The sequence below is a fragment of the Nonomuraea sp. JJY05 genome (genome assembly GCF_043496855.1).
Lineage (GTDB): Bacteria > Actinomycetota > Actinomycetes > Streptosporangiales > Streptosporangiaceae > Nonomuraea.
This window is the reverse complement of record NZ_JBIEIS010000049.1, coordinates 57412-76430: the sequence shown is the minus strand read 5'-3', so window position 1 is coordinate 76430 and position 19019 is coordinate 57412. Positions and strand designations below refer to the sequence as shown.

Here is a 19019-nt window from a genome sequence, read left to right as displayed (position 1 = left end):
CCCCCCTCCCCCCCCCCCTCCCCCCCCCTCCCCCCCCCCCCCCCCCCCCCCCCCGCCGCGGATCCGCGCCCTCAGCCTGCCGACCCGGCCATCCAGTGCTGCGCGACCACGCGAGTGTCCTCGTCATCCGATGCCTGCGCGGCACGAAGCACTCGGTCAAGGAGTGGTCTCAGTCCGGCCTTGACCAGGAGCGCTATGGCTCCCCAGTAGTCGGCCGCATCACGCTCCGTTTCTCGCACGAACGCTTTGATGATCGGTTTAAGCTCCCGTTCCAGCACAGCCGCGTCGAGCCGGCTCAGGACGACGCGGACTCGCTCGCTACGCCAGTCTTGGCCGAGGGCCAGCTCGAACAGTTCGGGTACGAGGGCGCGTACAACGTTGGGGCGGGCGCGTCCATACTCGTCCAGCACTCGCAGGGCCGTCTCTCTGCCAGGTGGTGTGGGGATCGACAGCGCGAGCGACTCCCGCAACGCGGGTACGGGGTCGCCGGCGAACACGCGCTCGCGCGCCTCCTGATAGTCCTGGTCGGCTCGGACGAGGTCATCCCAGTCGGGGTTCGTGCTCATCATCCGTCCCACGGCTCCCATCCGAGCTCCTTGATGAGCTTCTTGAATTTGTTGAAGCTCATCTCCTTCGCCGGATAGATCGTGACATGACCTTCAGGGATGCCGCCGATCCCGCCATCATCCACGTATCCCAGGCCCTTCTCTTCGAGTCCTTCGAGCTTCTCCGGCGGCAGCCGATAGATGGGCCCGTCGCCCGGCATTCCCTCCTTCAACTGCTCAGGTGTACGGTACGTCGACATTCCGTTGGGTGTGGGACCGCTCTGCGGAACAAGCTTGCCGTTGCCGCCCACCTCCAGGTGCGCCTTCTGCGGCGAGGGCCGGGCCGGGCCCACTCCTCGCGCGTAGAGTCCAGGTGGGGCGCTGGATTTGGGTGCCTTACTCAGGCGTGGCAGTCTGGCAGCCGCCTTCGCGGCGATCGAGCTCGCCTTCTCGACGACCTTCTTGGTGACCGCGCGGATGGCACCGCCGGCGGAACGGCCTGCGGCCGACGCTGCGGCGACGATCTTCGGGATGATGGTGGAGGATCTGGTGGCGAGGCTAACCGCCGCACGCACCACACTCGGTACGCTGATGATCGCGGTGGCGATGTCGGGAGCGATGGTGCCCGCGAAGTACGACTTGGAACCGGGGTCCGCTCCGACCAGCCTGACAGTCCAGTCCTCGGCGCCGGGCAGATAGAAGATACCGGCCAGCGGGTTGATGGCGGGGTTCTTCAGGGTCCACATCTGTGCGCCGACGTAGAAGTTCCAGGCGGGCTTCAGCACCTTCTTGACCGGGGACCACCAGTGGCCACCGCCACCACCGCCGCCACCACCACCGCCGCCGCCGCCGACATCGCCTTCGACGGGGCCACCGCCGGCGTCATAGTTGTCTTCCTCCCCTCCGCCGGAGCCGCAGCCGCTCATCCCGACGCACGTCATGAGCCCGTCGGGGTCGCTCATCGTGACCGGGCTGTTGCCGGCGTAGGCGTAGCCGTTCATCTGCTGCGGATCGCTCTGGTCGATCAGGGGATCGACCGAGATGAAGCGGCCGGTGCCGGGGTCGTACTCGCGGGCGCCCAAGTGGGTGAGGCCGGTGCCGCCGTCGATGGTGCCGCCGACGAAGCCCTTCTCCCCGGGCCAGGCGCCTGCCGCGGCCCCGCGAGGCTCGCCGAAGGGCGTGAACCGGCGCTTGGCCACCGCCCCGGTGTTCGCCTCGATGGCCACGTCGGCGCTGCCGTTGTGGTCGCCTGACAGGAAGGTGACCCCGGCCGCGGTGCGCATGGCGACGGTCTGGCCGTCGTGCCCGTAGTAGCGGGTGCCCTTGACCGCGCCCTTGAACAGGCGCAGTTCCAGGCCGGGCAGGAAGAGAGTGGTTCCGGTGGCGTCCCGGCGGATCAGCCGATCACCATTGGGCCCGTAGGCGAACGAGGACTCGCCCTTGGCCGGGTCGCTCACCTTGACGAGATCGCCGAGGGCGTCCCAGGTGAAGGTCTGGCCGGCGCGGCTGACGGTGTTGCCGGTGGCATCGTAGGCGTAGGCGTCGGTGCGGGGGTCGGCGCCGGTCTGGGTGACGGCGGCCAGTTGGTGTCCCTTGAACTCCGGGGCCACGCCGGGGTCTCCGGCGTAGGTGTAGGTCCTGGTGGCGGAGAGCTGGTTGGCCGGGTCGTGGCGGGTCTCGGTCTTGCGGTTGCCGGTCTGGTCGTAGGTATAGCCGAGCCGGTACGGGGCCGGCCCGCCGAGCACGGCTGACGCGGGATCTGCCGCGCAGGTTCCGGCTCCCTGCGCCCAGGCGTCCGTCAGCCGCCTGAGGTGGTCGTAGCGGAAGCACTGGTTGTCCGTGCCGTCCCGGGAGACCTCAGTGACCTGCGTGATGTTGCCAGCGTTGTCGTAGCCGTAAGTGGCGTCGCGATCCACGCCCGCGGTTCCGGCGTGGACGGTGCTGGTGCCCTTCAGACGCTGGGTGCCGAACTCGTAGGCGTAGCCGAGGTCCACCTGCTTGCTGGCCGCGCCGATGGACAGCCGGCGTGCCAACGGCTTGCCGGTCTTGCTGAGGTCGGTGCCGGTGACGTACGTCGACAGGTTGCTGCTCGTCGTGAGCAGCCTGCCGAGGTCGTCGTAGGAGGAGGCGATGACCTCGGCGGGGAGGTCTCCGGCCGCCGGGCTGCTGATGGACTGCACGCTGCCGTCGAGGTTGTAGACGGTGTTGAACTGGTAGCCCCCGGCGGGAGCCAGCGCGCTCTCCGCGGCCGGCAGTCCGCTCAGCGTGACCGTGGTGCGGGTCGGGCGGTCGAGGTTGTCATAGAAGTTGACCGCGTGGGTGTAGGCGGCGCCGCCGCTGTAGCGGGTCGAGCTGGTGGGCTGGCCCTTGCGGACGGTGTCGTACACCCAGTCGGCCACTTTGGCGCCGGACCCGTCGTACTTGGCAGTCGCACGGCCAACGGCGTCGTAGGTGACGCGGAGCCGCTGGCCGCGGGCGTCCTGGGTCTCGACGAGCTGGTCGAGGTCGTCGTAGGCGTAGGTCGTGGTGCCCTTGTCGGGGTCGGACTCGGCGATCTTGCGGCCGCGCAGGTCGTAGGTGTAGCTCCAGACGTGGCCGCCCGGCCCCTTGACCGTGGCGGGCAGGTCGGTCGGCGTGTAGGTGTAGAAGGTGCTGTCGTAGCCGCCGTCCTTGTGCTGGCGCAGCTCCACCTGCCGGCCCCGGGCATCGCTGATCGTGGTGACGGGGATACCGCCGTCCGGCGGAGTGACAGTCTGGCGGTCACCGCCGTAGGTGTAGGTGGTGCGCCACTTCTCCCCCGCGTCGCTGTTGCCGGCCAGCAGCCGCTCCGCGGTGATCCGGCCCTGACCGTCGTAGGTGTAGGCGGTCTGGGTCTCCACCTGACCAGTCATGGCGACACCGAACAGGCTCGTGGCGGGTGGGTCGTCGGCGTAGTAGGTGTCGTAGGTCCGGTCCACCGCGCCGCGGGCGTTGTAGAAGACGTCGGCGATCAGTCGGCCGCCGTCGGGTCCGGGCCGCTGGGTCTGGCGGGAGCGTAACCAGCCGTCCAGCAACTCGTGCGAGGTGTCCAGGCCGCCGTCGTTGTTGAGGCTCCTGGTGGTGACCGCGGTGATCGCGTTCGCGGTGATCCGGTAGTCGAACTCGCGGTCGGGTACCTGGTCGGTGGTGCGGTTGGGCCCCCAGATCTTGGTCACCCGGCCGAGCGCGTCGTACGCCAGGCGGGAGGTCTTGCCGCTGACGTCCACCTGTGTGACCGGGGTCCCCCAGGCGGTGTCCATATCCTCCACGGTGACGAAGGGGGCGGCTCCTGCTCTGGGCGCCGGCGAGGTGACCGTGACCTTGGTGGTCAGGCCCTGGGGATCGGCGAAGGCGGTGGAGATGACCCTGTCGACGGGGGTCGCGGAGGTGTTGTCCACGATCGTGGTCGCCGTGGTCCGTCCGTAGGTGTCGTAGGCGACCTTGGTGCCGGTCACGTAGGCGACGGCCGTGCTGGTGGTGCCGGTCGCGGCCACCTTGTCGGTCGAGGTGACCAGACCTCTGCTCGGCGCCGCGGCGAAGGCGGCGTTGTCGTAGCGGACGCGGGTGTCGGCGACCAGATGCCTGGTGTAGTCGACGGCGGCGCCGCACTTGACCGCCACCGTCTGGGTCTGGGCCGGCAGGCCGACCAGCCAGTCGGTGGTGTTGCGTGCCGCCATGGTGATGGTGGTGCAGCGGTCGTCGGCCGCGGTGGAGACGTCCCCGAAGTCGTCGATCTGGGTCGGCGTGCCGGTGACGGAGTCGAAGGCGTTGTTGGTCGTCTTTGTCTCCCGCCAGCGGCCGTCGGCCAGGGCGGTCAAGGTCCGGGTGGTCTTGATCCCGACAAGGTTGGCCGTGACGGTGCCCCAGGAACGGGTGCGGATGGCGGTCTGCTGGTGCCACGGCGAGGTCACCGTCTTCGACACCGCCGCCCCGCCGGCCTTGTCGTAGGTGACGGTGCGTACTTCCATGCCTTGCAGGGATGGGTGGTCCGGATACGAGCCGCCCTCACCGTCAGAGACGGTGACGTCTTTGGCGCCGCCGCCGGTGTCGCGCCGGTCGCCGTCCATACCCTGGAAGTACCAGTGGTCGGTCTGCCCGGGCGTCGCGCTGGTGGCGCCTTGGCGCACTCGGACCTTGTCGTATCCGCGGTACTGGGACCAGGTTTTGTACTTCTCCGGCGTCAGGCCGTCATCGTCGTCGAAGTGCCAGGCGGGACGGCCGATGCTGTAGTCGTAGCCGGTGACCATGTCCGGGGAGCCGCCGGTCAGGTCCGTCTGCACGGTCTGGGTGACGACGTACTTGTGGAACCAGTCCACCGTGGGGTCGTCGTCCGTGCCGTCGCTCTTCACCCAGTAGGTGGGGAAGCAGCGGCGATGGTTGGTGCTGGCCGCCGGCAGGTCGGAGGGCGTGCAGTCGGTGCCGGAGTACGTCACGTCCAGCATTCCGCCGGTCTCGTTGTAGACCGTGCCGAGCCGGTTCTTGATGAACGGCCCGAGGTCGTCGCCGAGCTTGTCCACGCGGTTGGGCATCTGGGTGTAGACGAATGAGGTGGGCGGCAGCGTGATGGGCGCCGTCCCGGCGTGGCCGGTGTGCGTGACGGAGGTCAGCAGCAGTTGCCGGTCCACATCGGCCATGCCCCACGCGTGGTTCAGCGCCCAGGAGTCCACCGCCCGATAGCCGCTGCCGTCGTTCTTGAGTACCTGCGTCGTGATCTTGGTGAGCCGCTTGCGCGACCAGAACGTCGGCGACAGCGACCCGTGCAGGTCCTTGCAGTCCTGGCCGGCGTTGCAGTGCAGGTCCCAGGGCACGTCCTCCCAGTACTCCGGGTGGTCGGAGATGTCGGCGCAGTCCGCAGCCGACGGGCGGATACAGCGCTCGGCGCTGTCGAAGTCGACCCTGGCCGGCGCCTTGCCGGGGAACAGGTCGTCTTTGCGCAGGCCGTACTCGGCGTGGTCGAGGTAGCCGCCGCGCACGTACGGGGTCTCGTCCTTGGCCTCCAGATTGCGCCCGTAGTGGTTCTGCTCCTGCTGGTAGAAGTAGGTGACGGCGTTGCCGTTGCGGTCCACGACCAGGTCGAGGTTCCACCGCCACGCCTGGTCGCACCAGGAGTCGGCGAACTCCGCCTTGTGGCACGGCTCGCCGGCGTCGTCGCCGAACACCGGAGCCGTCCAGGTGGACTTGGTCTGCGGCTTGCCGGCGGCCAGGGTGTTCAGGCCGAAGAAGTACTGGGTGCCGTCAGTGGTCGTGACCTTCCAGTACTCCCCGTCGTTGTCGCCGTTGCCGTTGCTCGCGCTGGTCAGCTTCTCGATGCGGGTGCCGTCGTCGCCCTTGATCCGCCACTGGCCGGAACCGGCGGGAATGAGCTCGCCGCCCCTGCCGCCCAGCGACATGATCGCGTTGTCGTACCCCCAGCACTGGTCGGCCGGGCTGACGTTGCGGGTGGGATGCTTGGGCACCCCGTCGTCCTCGCACGACTTGTAGCGGCGCTCGATGAAGCCGGGCCACAGCTCGAAGCCGTCTCCCACCCAGGACGGCTGGGTGTTGGTGTTGGACGTCCTGCCGTCGATGGAGCCGGAGGAGTACGACAGCCCCACGTTCGGCTCCAGGCCGCCCGGCACCGGCGGCACCCGGATGGGGTACGACCAGGTGAAGTCGCCGGATTGCGTGCCGATCGACCAACTGGAGGACGGCGACAGGGAGGTGGCCTTGAAGTCGCCCTTGTCGCTGTCCTCCCCCGCGGCCACCGCCAGGACGGCCGGCTGATCAGCGGTGACGACCTCGGCGCTCAGAGTCGCGCGTTCGGTGTCGTTGGTCGTGGCGAGCGGCGTGGCGGCATCGCAGCCGGGGGCGTCGGGGGTGCTGAGCGCGCAGGCCGGCATCTGTGTCAGACGGAGGCGGGAGCCGTACGAGGCGCCGTACGCGCGGGTGAAGCCGGAGTAGTCGAGCCGCACCCCCACCTTCGTGCTCCGTGCGGCGGCCGTCGCTTCGGCGCCGGTGCGCTCCAGCGTGAGGACGGGGGCGCCGCCGCGCCGCACGTCCAGCAGCTTCACCCGTAAGGTGCCGGAGGTGTCGCCCGTTCCCGGGCGGATCCATACCGGCAGGGTTCCGGCCTTGATCTCGCCGGCCCGGCTGGCGCTCTTGGCGGCTGGCAGGGCGACGTCGGCCGTGCCCGGCACAGGCCAGGTGACCGTGGCCGCCGGTGCGGGGCGGATCACGGAAACGTCCAGCTTGCGGGCCTTGGCCGGCACGGCGTGACCGCTGACGGTCTTGTCGGGGTCGGCGGTACGGGTCACGGGAGGCTCGGCCCACGCGGGCGTCGCCACCAGCAGTCCGGCCCACAGAGCCACGGCTCCGGCCGCCGCGATCAGCCGTCTGGCCGGCCCGGTCCGGCCTAAGTAGGTGCCATTACGCACGACATCCTCCACGACTAGAGCTCGTTGATCTCGGTGGGGTTGGCGAGGTACGCGATTTCTTCCTCAGTGGCGGCGCCGCGCAGGATCCAGACGTCGTCCACCTGCCCGCGCCAGTTCTGGCCCGCCGGGTACGCGCCGGCCGTCTTGGCCCGCCCGAGCTGAACAGAGGTGATCGGTGCGAAGATCCGGGTGTTCTCCCTGAACGACACTGTCGGAGCTTCGGCGGCGGCCTCCTCCACGCCGTTGACGTAGAGGATCACTCTGCTGTTGAAGCCGTCGTACACGACGGCCAGATGGTCCCAGTCGCCGAAGCCGCCCTGGTGGAAACTGGAATGCTCGACCGTCGCGGTACTCGCGCCGGCCACGTCGCCGCTGGCCACGTCGAGCACGTAGCGTGCCTTCGCGAGGTCGTAACGCACCGCGATCGCGCTGTTGGCGGATCCCGTCAGGCTCAAGGCGGTCATGGATTTGGCGGGGACGCCCGCCGTCTGCACCCACGCCGAGACCGTGAAGCTCTCCGCGCTGTTCACCACGGCCCCCTCGGCCGAGGCATGGTCGCTGTCAGCGCCCGGCAGGTCTATCGCGCCCGCGACCTGCCCGCCGGATGGGGTGACGATGCTCAGCCCAGGCTCGGTGGCGATCCTCGCGGCGCCTGCCAGGGTCAGCGAGTGCCTCTCGGGCACCGGTGCGGAGTCGGGGCTCGTGGCCGGGCTGCCCGCGGCGGTGTCGAGCCGCCAGCGTGCGATGACGTCGGACTTGACGCTGAACAGCGCCCTGGCCTCCTCCGCGGAGACGATCCGGTCGTAGAGCCGGACGTCGTCGATCGCGCCGGGCCAGTGGTCCACGATGGCGCCGTTCCACTTCGACCTGCCGATCTGCAGGCCACCGCTGGCCTGCCATACGGCCGGCAGATCGGCGGGCGCGCCTTCGATCCCGTTGACGAAGATCCGCAGCTTCTTCGCCACGGTGTCGTGGACGCCCACCAGGTGGGCCCACTGGCCCAGCTGCACGGGGGCGGCGGAGTAGGCGGTGACGGTGGTGGGGCCGGTAGTGTCGGTCACCGGCTGCATAAAGGCCCACTTCTTGTTACTTGCCCGGTATTTCAGATAGAAGCCGCTCTGCGTGGTCCCGTCCTGGCTCACTATCGTCACGTCCGTGGCGGGGGCGGTGGCGGGCAGCTTCACCCATGCCGCCACGGCGAAGTTGCCCGCCGTGTTCAGCATGGGCTCGTTCGTGGCCGCGTAAGCGGTCGAGCCGTTGAGCTGCATCGCGGTGCCGACCTGGCCGGCCACGCCGAGGGTCGTGCCGCCCTGTGCCGTCGCGGTGATCGCCCCTCTGTCGGCGTAGACCCGCTCGTTGCCAGCGGGCTCCTCCAGCCCCCAGTACGCGGCAGGGGTCCGGCCCGTCGGGGTGTCATCGGCCGCCAGCCGCATCGCGTCCTCGTCCGAGATCGCGGACGCGAAGACCTTGACCTCGTCGACGTCGCCTGGCCAGTGGTTGCGGTAGGTGCCGTCGAAGAGGCTGCGACCCAGTTGGAAGGCGCCCCTGGCGTCCAGGATGTTCGCCACCGGGGCCGTGGCAACCCGCTCGCCGTTGACGTACAGGCGCAGTTCCTTGACCTGGGCGTCGTACACGCCGCTGAGATGGGTCCAGGTGCCGAGTTGCGGGAGCGCGGGGGCAACGGCCTTGGACCAGACCCCGCTGCCGCCGGTGACGTCAGCGGCAGGGGTCTTGAACACCCACGAGCCAGGAGCCGGGTCCACGCCAAGCTGGAATCCGCTCTGGCTGCGGGCGTCTTGGGCGATCACGTTGTAGTACAGGTCGTTCTTACGCAGCCGGACCCAGGCCGACACGGTGAAACTCTGGGTGGTCCTGATCACCGGCAGGTCGGTGCCCGCGTAACCGCCGCCGAGCCCGTCGAAGCTCAGTCCCTTGCCGACCTTGCCCTCGGCTCCCAGCGTCGCGCCAGCGCCCGCGACCGCGGGAATCCCCGGAGAGGTCGCCGTCAGCTCGCCGGCCCCGGCGGGCTCGTCCAGCTTCCAGTGCGCCCGCTCGGGTGCTCCCTCGCTCACCCAGAAGCGGTAGTCACCGATGGAGAAGTTGCCCGCCGCATCCCATACGGTCACGTACAAAACGTTCACTCCTGCGCGGGTCGGCGCCGCCCGTACCGGCTCCGGGTTGGCCGTCCGGCCGCGCGCCAACGCCGGGGCGGGCGTGGTGTTGAGGTCGAAGGCGAACTTTGTTACCTCCGGATCGAAGGTGATGGCGAAGGTGCCGTAACGGCCCACGCCGTCGTGGGCGATCGCTTCAGGATTGTCCGGATCAAGCTCGGGATATTCGGTGGACATCACCGTGGGTACCCGGGGAGCCGTCGGGTCGTACTTCAGGTAGCAGGCGGTGGCGTCTCCGCCCGAACTCCAGGGGCTCCACGCGGCACCGTCGTAGGCGCGTACCTGGTAGTTGAAAGCGGTGCCGGCTGGGAAAAGCCCGGACGGGATCTGGGCGGAGAAGGACGAGCGGCGAGAACCGGCCGCTGACTGCTTCTTCGGGCTGGTGGTACGCCACTTCTGCTCGACGCCGGCGGCGTTGTTCCACGTCACCAAGAACTCGGCCTTGAGCTTCTCCCCCTCCGCGCCGCTGTTGTCGGGGTCGGCGAGGTTGTCGGCGTAGATCATCGGTATACGGTTGACCGGCACTGCCTTGCCCCAGGCCGGGCAGGGGCCGCCCGGGCTGGAGTGCAACTGGCCCATCTTCGGTTGCGGCGGCGGGGAGTTGTAGTTCACCCGGAGCGTGGCGTCGCCGTCGAACCGCTTCCAGCCGTACTCGTCGTCCTCGTGGCCGGCCCGCAGGCCGAAGGTGGTGTTCGCCCAGCCGCGCGAGGCGGCGTCCTTTACTGCCTTCTCGACGTTGAACACGACGTCGCCAGCAGGACAACTGGCGCTGTGTCCCTTGGCCACGTCGCGGTAGGTGAGATAGTCGGCCCAGTTGTCCTTGGTGGAGTTCCAGGTGGAGTCCTTGCCGAAGCCCGTCGTGCGGTAGATGTGCACCGAGCGGCCGTCGCAGGAAGGCGACCAGGTCTCCTTGACGGAGAACTCCGCCGAGATGATCTGCTTGCCGACGAACCGGCTGGTGGGCATCCGATAGAACAGCCGCTTGACGTGTGCGCTGCCGCAGTAGGCGCCCGCCGGCGGGAGGTTGATCGGGCAGCGGCCCATGCCTTCCTCGGAAAAGTTGTAGTCTTCCCAGCCGCCGCTGGAGACCATGAGGCTGGCCGACTCTCCGGGCGAGTACCACATCGGGTCGATGTAAAGGGGGAACGAGGTTTCCTGAGAGGTGAGCAGCGCGCGATCGGGCTCCAGCGTCATCCGGCCGTCGGCGATGGAGGTTTTCATCGTCGCCACCCGGGAGACATCGCCCGGGGCCACGGCTGATGCCTCCCGCAGACCGCCGGTCGCGCGGAGCACCTGGCCGGCCGTACTGCCGGAGTCCCACATCTTGGGAGAGGGGGCCGCGAACACCACAGCGCCCGTCACCTCGTCCACCACCGCCTGGTTGCCGCGGACATCGGTCGAGGCCCGTAGACCCGGCGCCGAGATCCCGAACTCAAGACGGCCCAGCCGGGAATCCCTGGCCGCCGCGGGCGTCTTGACCACGAGCACATGCGAGATGCCCTGCGCCGTCACCCTCACCCGCAAGTCCACGTCGGGTCCGAGCACACCCGGGTAGATCGCGGTGTCGCCTTCCAACGCCGGAACGGGCAGCTTGCCGATCCACGACAGCGACATCCGCCGTCCCGCCCGTGCCATCGTGAACATGGGACCGTCGCCGCCGCCGGACAGGCGCACGTCCATGGGGGAGGCCACCGCCTCGACCGCGCCGTCGGCCGTTCTGCGCAGCCTCGTGTCGACGTCCACCCACGCGCCGTCTTTCAGGGTCCTGACCGGTCGCAGGTGCTCCGTGGCCACGAAGCCACCCTCCGGCTGGGCGAACACCTCGCGTGCCTCACCGCGCAGTCCCAGCACCTCCACGGGCTGGCCCGCTTTCCTGGCGTCTTCAGCGGCTTCCTCTTGTGTCACCGCGGGGCGAGGTTCGGCCGCGACTTTCTCGGCTGAAGCCGGTAATGGCGCGAACAGCGCCGATACGAGAAGCAGCACGGCGACGATGGCGCCGTGGACAGGACGAGCCACGAGGTCCTCCACAGAAAACTCGGGTATTGCTTTCTGCGGAGCCCTCATATCGACCAACGGGCTCCGCTCATGACGATGTGAAGTGAGGAGTGCTAGTCATGCGATCGCCGTCGAGGGCGAACTCGCGATGAACCGTAGATGAGCCGTGATGCCAAATGTTTGCCACGATCGCCTCGCGGCTTCCCGCCTGCACGAACGCCTCCGACGACTCCTGGTACGCCTGCCTCGCAGCGACCGGGCTGCCGTGCCGGGCCTCCAGATCCGCGACCACCCGAAGCGTCCTTGCCCGCCAGAGCGGTAGGTCGAGTTCCTCCCAAAGGGCCAGCGACCTCACCAGTGCCTGCCGAGCGTCATCGGGATCGTCCTGGGCCACAGCCAGCTCTCCGAGAGTTCGGAACACGAGGGCCTCGCCGAACCGGTCCTCCTGCTCCCGGCAGACCCGCAGGCTCTGGTGCAGTTCCCGCCCGGCTTCAGTCACGTCGCCCCGCCGGATGTGGATCTTCGCCAGAGCCTGCATGGCATAACCGGCGCCGTGCCAGTCGCCCAGCGCGGCGAACAGCCGCCGGGACTCACGAAAGCAGGCGCTCGCCTCCTGGTAGTCGTCGTTGGCCCGGTACACCATTCCGACGCTGCGCTGGAGCAGTGCCTGCCCGCGCAGATCACCGATCCTGCGGTAGGCGGTCAACGCCTCCGTCAGGTAGGACAGGGCGCGGTCGTCGTCGCCGCGCTCCCGCTGGACGAAGCCCAGCATGTAGCGGGCGTGCGCGTACCCGGAAAGGTCGCTTGTACGGGCGAAAAGGGCAACAGCGTCGTCGAGCAGCTCGGTGGCCTCGTCGAACGACCCTCCTTCGGCGCGTACCGTACCAAGCCCTGACAGGGCCGCCGCACGACCGGGCATGTCACTGATGCGTTTGAACAGCCGCAGCGCCTGCTGGTAGGCGGCCACCGCCTCAGCGAATCGGTCCTGCGTGAATCTCAGACGGCCCAGTCCGAGCAGGACCGTTCCCTCTCCCTGGATCTCACCGACTCGCCATCGCTTGTCACGGCCCGCTCGTCCCGCGTTCGCACCCGGTGACCCGACGTGATGATCACCGCGCAGGATGTCATGGTAGAGCCGTACGATGGCCGGACTCAGCTCAAGACCCAGCTGGCTCTTAAGCCGCTCACGCAATTTACGGCATTCATCCAATGCCTCCCCTGTCCGTCCTGACCGGTGCAGCGCGAGGATGAGCAGTCCGACCAGCCGCTCACGGGTGGGTGCAGCCGCCACCTCAGCTACCAGAACGCTGAGGACCTCCCGATGCCTGCCGAGTCGGAGCGAGGCCTCGAGGCGATCCTCCAGCACGGCCCGCCGAGACTCCTCCAATCCTGCGATCAGTGCGCGACTCGCCGGTTCGGCCTCCAAGCCGTCCAGCGCCGGCCCGCGCCACAGCGCTAGTGCCGATGCCCACAGGTCGGCTTTCTGCTCGTCATCCGTGCTGTCCCGGCCCTGCTCGGCCAGCAGGGCGAAACGATGGGCATCCACGCGCATCGGATCGATCCGCATGCTGTATCCCGCTCCCGCCCGCACGATCCGGAACTGGTCGCCGACCTGCGCCTGCGCGAGCAGGGACCGTAAGCGTGACACCAAGACCTGGATCTGCCGCCGTGCGCCGCGCGGCGGATCATCAGGCCAGAACAGGTCCACCAGCCGATCCAGCGACACCATCCGATTGGCCGACAGCGCCAGGGCCGCAACCAGAAGACGCTGCTGCCGCCTCGGCAGAGCCACAGGGACGCCCGCCCACCACACCTCTATCGGCCCTAGCAGCAGGACGCCGTCCTTCTGGATGGCGCTGGCAAGGTCACCGGCCAACGAAACCATGGGATAACAACTCGATGGGCCGGGCGTGGTGAGCATGCGTCACCGTCGTATTGAGCCTTCCCGAAAACATTGCGTTCCTCCAGAGTTGTCAATGCAGGACGCTGCCCGAGCCCTCGAACGCGGACAACGCCATGTTCGGCATCAGACAGCTGAATAAAAGAAATGTGCTGAGTCCTATTAAGGCGGCCATACGACGACTGCTCGCCTGGCCGAGCCGCTGCCTACCCGAGGACGGGCGCCTTGCAAGTGCCCAGGTACCTGGCAGCGGTCAGCTGCTCACCTGCCCGCCTCACGCCCCATGTGAGGCGTTGCCCCGTCGTTCCTCTGCGTCCGGATTCGGCGGTAGTGGCGTTCGTGCACACGGATGTCCTTTCGCCAGTGGTCGATCAAAGGGGTGACAGGGCAGGCCGTGTTCATCGGCTCGCAGCGGCGGCAGCAGGTCTTGGGTCCGCTTGCTCCACCAGAATCGTGGCGACAAAATTGTTCGGCAGCCCCGATCAGGCGGGCAAACAATGCATTCCCCGACAAAACGGCTCCTCCGCACGCCTCCCGGCCGGTGCCAGGGTGAAGGGTGTCAATACTCCGTTTCACGGTCGTGAGCTGCGGGTTTGTCTCGGCTTCCGGGTCGAAGCAGTGGTCGGGGCCGGGCATGCTCGAGCTGGTGGCGCTCCGTCTCTTCTATCTGATCTTCTGTCGCATCGTGGGCTGGCTGACGCTACTGGCCCGTAGCGACGCCTCCAAGAACATGGAGATCCTCGTACTACGGCACGAGGTCGCCCTGCTGCGCCGTCAGGTGGGCCGTCCGAGGCTGTCGTGGACGGATCGAGCGGTGCTGTCCGCGCTGGCCCGCGGACTCCCGGCGATGCTGCGGGCCCACCGACTGGTGACACCAGGGACGCTGCTGCGCTGGCACCGGCGTCTGGTCGCGCGTCATTGGACCTACCCGAACCGCGGGGTGGGACGGCCTGCGACCGATCCGGCGGTCGTGGTGTTGATCCAGCAGTTGGCGCGGGAGAATCCGCGCTGGGGTTACGAGCGCATTCGCGGCGAACTGCGGCATCTGGGGCCACCGGGTCAGCGGTGCGACGATTCGCCGGGTCTTGAAACGGGCGCGCTTGGGTCCGGCGCCGCGACGAGCTGATGACCGTTGGCGTCATTTCCTGCGCGCCCATGCCGCGAGCATGCTGGCTTGTGACTTTTTCACGGTGGACACCGTCACGCTGCGCCGGTTGTACGTCTTCTTCGTGGTGGAGGTCGGCACCCGGTTCGTGCACGTGCTCGGTGTTACCGCCCACCCTGACGGCGCATGGGCCGCCCAGCAAGCCCGTAACCTTCTCGCCGAACTGAAGGACCGGGCCGGGACGTTCCGGTTCCTGGTTCGGGATCGCGACGCGAAGTTCACCGACAGCTTTGATGAGGTATTCACAGGCGACGACATTCACGTGCTGAAGATCCCGCCGCGGTCGCCTCGCGCGAACGCGTTCGCCGAACGATGGGTCCGCACCGCACGCACGGAATGCACCGACAGGCTGCTGATCTTCGGCGAACGGCACCTTCGCACCGTGCTGGACGAATATGCCGATCACTACAATCGCCACCGGCCGCACCGCTCCCTCGGCCTCCGAGCTCCCACCGACGAATCCGACCTGATCCCGCTGCCGACGGGCCGGATCGAGCGCCGCCAAGTCCTCGGCGGGCTGATCAACGAGTACCAACGAGCCAGCTGACCAACGGGGTGCAGTCATGAGAGACGCAGGTCAGAGCCTTGGGCCTAGTTTTGACACCCTTCAGGCGACGGGCCGATCCCGAGAGATCACCATAGGCCGAGAGTTCTACTCACAGAGCTACGTGCGTTCCGACGAAGGCAAGTACACCTGGAAGTCGCCACCGACGCTGGGAGAATGGGCCTACGGGCGGAACTTCGCCGGGGTCGTCTGGGGCAAGGACCTGGTCAACGCGATCAACCCGGGCTTTCTCAAACTGATCGCCTCTTACGGTGCCACCAGCGCCGACGGTGGAACCTTTGAGGGAGTGAAGACAACCCTCCACAGCGGCACGGTGACGGTTCTCGACCTGGGTGAAAGACAGGCCGGGATCTCCTTCGGGACCGAGGACGGCGGCCCTGGGTCCTTCGGCGGACAGATCACCTGGAAACTCTGGGCAGGCCCGGACAACCTGCCGAGACGCTTCCACGCCATCATGAAGTTCACCCGGCCGGAAGGCGGCGAGGCCGAGACCATGATGATGAACATCATCTATCGAGGATGGGGAGCCCCCGTCAAGAGCACGGCCCTGCCCAAGCACCTCATCGCCGACGGTTGGTGATGGACAATCTGCAGAACAACGCGCTACTTCGGAGCTCTCACAGCAGGCGATCGGATCGGCCTGGCGACTGGGCCAGAGTCCATCACTCAGGTGGGATCGCACTGTCCAAAAGTTCAGTTAGCTCAATCACATCAGCCAGAGCTCGACGCAATCGTGGGTCTGAGCGCAGATGCATTGCCAGCGCGGTTTGCTCGGCACCGGACAGGTCTCCGGATCGGAAAACCCACATGAGGTCTTCGATGCCGAGCCAGTCGATGGCAGCCGAGGAGTCAGTAAGGAGGCGCCCAAAGATCGGAGACCATACCCCTCGTAGCTGGTGCCTCCGACTGAGGATGACAAGAGCGGCTATCCCCGGGGGATCGAGATCCTCAAGCGACTCACTCATCGGCAGGCGTGCGAGCAGTCTGCGGGCAAGCGCGGCATAGCCTCGTTTGTCCAACTCTGAGATGAGCCTGAGCAGCGGCAGCGCCTTGAACGCGAGCTCGGACCGCATGGCCACATGCTCGGCCACACCAGTCAGAATGTCGTCTTCCCATACTCCCGGGCCGGTCACGATGAGATCGAGCAGGTCGTTGTCCCCGGGATCTCCCTTTTCCAAGACCTCGAGCGCTCGGCCGAGACCTCCTCGCCAAGTATGCGGGTTGACTCGGAAGAACGCTTGGGCAACCAGCCACTCGCTTCCAGCGTCGAGCGACTCGTTGCCCAGCTGGCTCCACAGCAGACCCCATACTGCTGCAGCCCCCTGAAGATGGAGGTCCCCTACAAGGCGACCCTCCTCGATCATGAGTGCTAGATGAGGCATCGTGACATAGCTGCCAAGATCTGTTTCTCTGATCCGATGGATTCTGTGACTCAAGGTGGGGACACTCGAGCCGGAACCTCCCAGCACGAAAGAGTTGAGAACACGGCTCCAGTCGTCATCAGCCAGATGCGACTTCCATAGCGCAGTCAGGCGCTGCCAATCCTGGACGTCCGTACAGAAAGCAGTCAGAGGAAGCTCTGCCTCGGCCACGTGGAGAGCCATCACAGCCAAGTTCAGGGACAGGGTAGCCAGGCGTTCCAGATGGCTTCGTTCGGCCAGGTCGAAGCCGTCGGCAGCGACCATTCCGGCCTTCATGAGTGCCCGGACGTGAGAGGCGATCGCCAGGGCAGCGGCCTCACGATCGTCGACCAGTTCGCCCACTATGTCCTCCAGGAAGAGCAGTACCTGCTCCTCGCTGATAAGGGCTCGCGGGCAGAGATAGGGAATGAGCAGGGACCTCGCATGCCGAAGCGACTCGACCTCTTCCCAAGCCGGGGCGAGCCGCATGATCTCGGCTGCGCGGACAAGCTGGCGCGCGATAATACGGGCCGAGAGGAATTCGCCGAAAGTCGAATGGATAAACTCGTATCCCTCATAGAGAGTGGACTCGTGGTGCCGAGCCTGAGCCCGATAGAGGAAGAAGAACTGGCCGACCGCGTCGTCCGCACGTGTCATCACGCTTGATGCCGGATTCCGCCGGACACCGATGGTCTCGAAGTCGCGGTCCACCTCCTGCCGCGTGATGAACCGCCGCCCACGGTTGAGCATTCCAGTGGCGATCGTGGAGAGTTCCCGGAAGCGCTGCTCGACTAACTGGTCGCGTTCGGCAGGACGGACGGGGAGGTCGTGCTTCTCCAGTTCTCGTTCGAGGTATCGGCGGAAGACACGTTCGTAGAGTTCGGGCTGACTCATGTCACCTGCGTTGCGGAGGCCATTCTCCTCGGCGTCGTAGAGGGCGAGGAGGGCCAAGAGCAACGGTTGGCGGGCTAATTCGGCGTACTCCTCCATGGTCTGCGGGTCCAACGGCTCCAGATGGCGTTCTGCAAAATGGTCAACGTTTTCGGCGTTCCATGCCTCGATCCAAGAACTGATCTGGTCCTCGTCAAAACCGACCATTTTAACGACCGTTGTGTGCGCGGGTATGTAGACACGGTCCATCACAATCGTGCGCGCCGTGGCAATCGCGATGACGGGGCGGCCCAGTTCGGCCTCGATCTCTTGGAACTCGGCCAGCCGTTCGAGATAACGCCCTAGCCCTTCGTGAGAGGACAGTTGCAGCAGTTCGTCCAGACCGTCCATGATCACCACACGGGTAATGCGACCATGCGGATCAGTCAGATCCTCGAGTTTGTAACGATTATTGGTCTGCCGCTGCAGTTCGAGGTCGATTTGATCGCTGACCTCATGTGAAGAATGCACGTGGCGCAGTTCCACCCGAGCAACTGCGAACTCGTCTGGCGGCAACTGCGCGGCAAGAATTTTGCTGAGCAGGGACTTACCACTACCCGGATCTCCCAGCACTAGAAGCGGCACCTGAGTCGCCTGCTCAGTCCTCAGGAAAGCGGCCAGGAAGCCACCCAGCCCGCTCTGAACGGGTTTGTTCTCCCACCACTCCTCCTGGGCGAGGATCCTTCCTTCGTCGCTCCGCCGGGTCACGGCAACCTTGTAGTTGGGGTTGATGTAGCCGCGCTCATTGGTTGGGAATCGGACCGATTCCAGGTCGCGCGGCGCGAGCAGCGGTTTCTGAAGAACCCGTCGATGGACTCTATGACATTCGGCGACGCGCTCCCGCAGTTCCTCAGTACCTTCACTGCGCCGCTCGGCCATCTCTGCGAGCAGCGCCGGAAGGTCCCCGAGGGCGGCGAGATCGGAATCGATCTTCGCCTCGATTCGGCTTAGCGAGGCCTGGAACTCAGCGCGAAGCTCCGATTGCTCAGCAGTGAGACCGAGGACGAGCCTGCGCATTGTCCATCGGGTGGCGGAGTGCTCGTTCAACAAGGTCCAGGCGAGAAATTCTGGCACCTGTGCCGCGAGCCGAACGTAATGCTCCAAATAGCGATCAAACGCTGACCTGGTAAGATTGGAGCTCAGTTCCCATCGAATCTCGCTGCGCATGGTTTCACTCAACTTGTCCCAGCGGGCGAGCCCGCTGAGGTAGCGTCGTGCTTGATTGCCGAGTCTATTGTAAACCGCCGTGATCTCGTCGATGACCACGTCGAATGGCCTAGTCGGGCCCGGCGGCATAATTACGGACTGGCTCGCCCACTCCACCAGTCGGTCGCGCCGATCCGGGAAGTCCTGTTCGCCAAGCTGAGGCTGCCACTGGCGCAGCTCTCGTGACCATTGCCCATCTGAATCCAGAGCCCGCAGGCGCTCCGATAGTTCCTCGGTAAAAGCAGTTATTACGATGACTGTATGGGCTGCTGTGAGTAGCTTTTCGTACTCGATGCGGCTGGACTTCTGGATGCGGTCCTTCACCTCGCGCGTCAGCTGGTGAAGTTTTGCGATGAGTTCATTCTTAGCGTCGAAGTACGGCAATGCACTGTTCGGGTTGAAGCCTGTGATCACCAGCAAGCCGAGGCCTAGCGCACGGTCCAGCGTGTTGACAAGTGCCGAATCCTCACGCCCCAAGAGGCGAACGGCCTCGTCGTACGTCATAGACACCCGCCGCGCCATCCGCTCCCCCTCCAACCAACTGGAACTCTCAAGAGAGATGTAGCACACGTCCCAGTTCCCGATGTGCGATCCAGATCACGAGAGATATACAGAAACGATCACCTAGGGTGATTAGTCCAAGATTGCAATGACTTGTCCGATTCATTCCTCGATATAACTGACGCGGTGAACCCTTTCATCCTGGGTAGC

8 protein-coding genes are annotated in these 19019 nt (G+C 66.6%); 3 read left to right on the top strand and 5 right to left on the bottom strand.

All coding sequences use genetic code 11. The features are described from left to right. Window positions 1–71 precede the first annotated feature (71 nt). The 4 genes from ACFKCF_RS50150 to ACFKCF_RS50135 form a co-directional block, all read right to left on the bottom strand. Window positions 72–569, bottom strand: coding sequence for a hypothetical protein (locus ACFKCF_RS50150; RefSeq protein WP_394502955.1), 498 nt, complete (start codon window positions 567–569; stop codon window positions 72–74). Further along, the gene (locus ACFKCF_RS50145) at window positions 566–6976 is read right to left on the bottom strand and encodes an RHS repeat-associated core domain-containing protein (protein ID WP_394502953.1); all 6411 of its coding nucleotides are present in this window, start codon (window positions 6974–6976) and stop codon (window positions 566–568) included. The genes ACFKCF_RS50150 and ACFKCF_RS50145 overlap by 4 nt, the downstream gene beginning before the upstream one ends. 14 nt (window positions 6977–6990) lie before the next feature. Continuing rightward, a complete protein-coding gene (locus ACFKCF_RS50140) occupies window positions 6991–11163 on the bottom strand; it encodes a LamG-like jellyroll fold domain-containing protein (protein WP_394502951.1) in 4173 nt (1390 codons plus the stop codon). Window positions 11164–11230: 67 nt separating this feature from the next. Continuing rightward, window positions 11231–13063: a BTAD domain-containing putative transcriptional regulator gene (locus ACFKCF_RS50135; RefSeq protein WP_394502949.1), complete on the bottom strand. Its 1833-nt coding sequence runs from the start codon at window positions 13061–13063 to the stop codon at window positions 11231–11233. A 613-nt stretch (window positions 13064–13676) separates the two neighbouring features. Between ACFKCF_RS50135 and ACFKCF_RS50130 the strand changes: the two genes are divergently transcribed. The 3 genes from ACFKCF_RS50130 (at window position 13677) to ACFKCF_RS50120 (ending at window position 15352) form a co-directional block, all read left to right on the top strand. Next, the gene (locus ACFKCF_RS50130) at window positions 13677–14168 is read left to right on the top strand and encodes a hypothetical protein (protein WP_394502947.1); all 492 of its coding nucleotides are present in this window, start codon (window positions 13677–13679) and stop codon (window positions 14166–14168) included. Between the two features lie 64 nt (window positions 14169–14232). Further along, a complete protein-coding gene (locus ACFKCF_RS50125; protein WP_394502945.1) occupies window positions 14233–14754 on the top strand; it encodes an integrase core domain-containing protein in 522 nt (173 codons plus the stop codon). A 16-nt stretch (window positions 14755–14770) separates the two neighbouring features. Next, the gene (locus tag ACFKCF_RS50120; RefSeq protein WP_394502943.1) at window positions 14771–15352 is read left to right on the top strand and encodes a hypothetical protein; all 582 of its coding nucleotides are present in this window, start codon (window positions 14771–14773) and stop codon (window positions 15350–15352) included. 82 nt (window positions 15353–15434) lie between these two features. Here the strand turns inward: ACFKCF_RS50120 and ACFKCF_RS50115 are convergent, their stop codons facing one another. Continuing rightward, window positions 15435–18812: an NACHT domain-containing protein gene (locus ACFKCF_RS50115; RefSeq protein ID WP_394502941.1), complete on the bottom strand. Its 3378-nt coding sequence runs from the start codon at window positions 18810–18812 to the stop codon at window positions 15435–15437. Window positions 18813–19019: the final 207 nt, after the last annotated feature.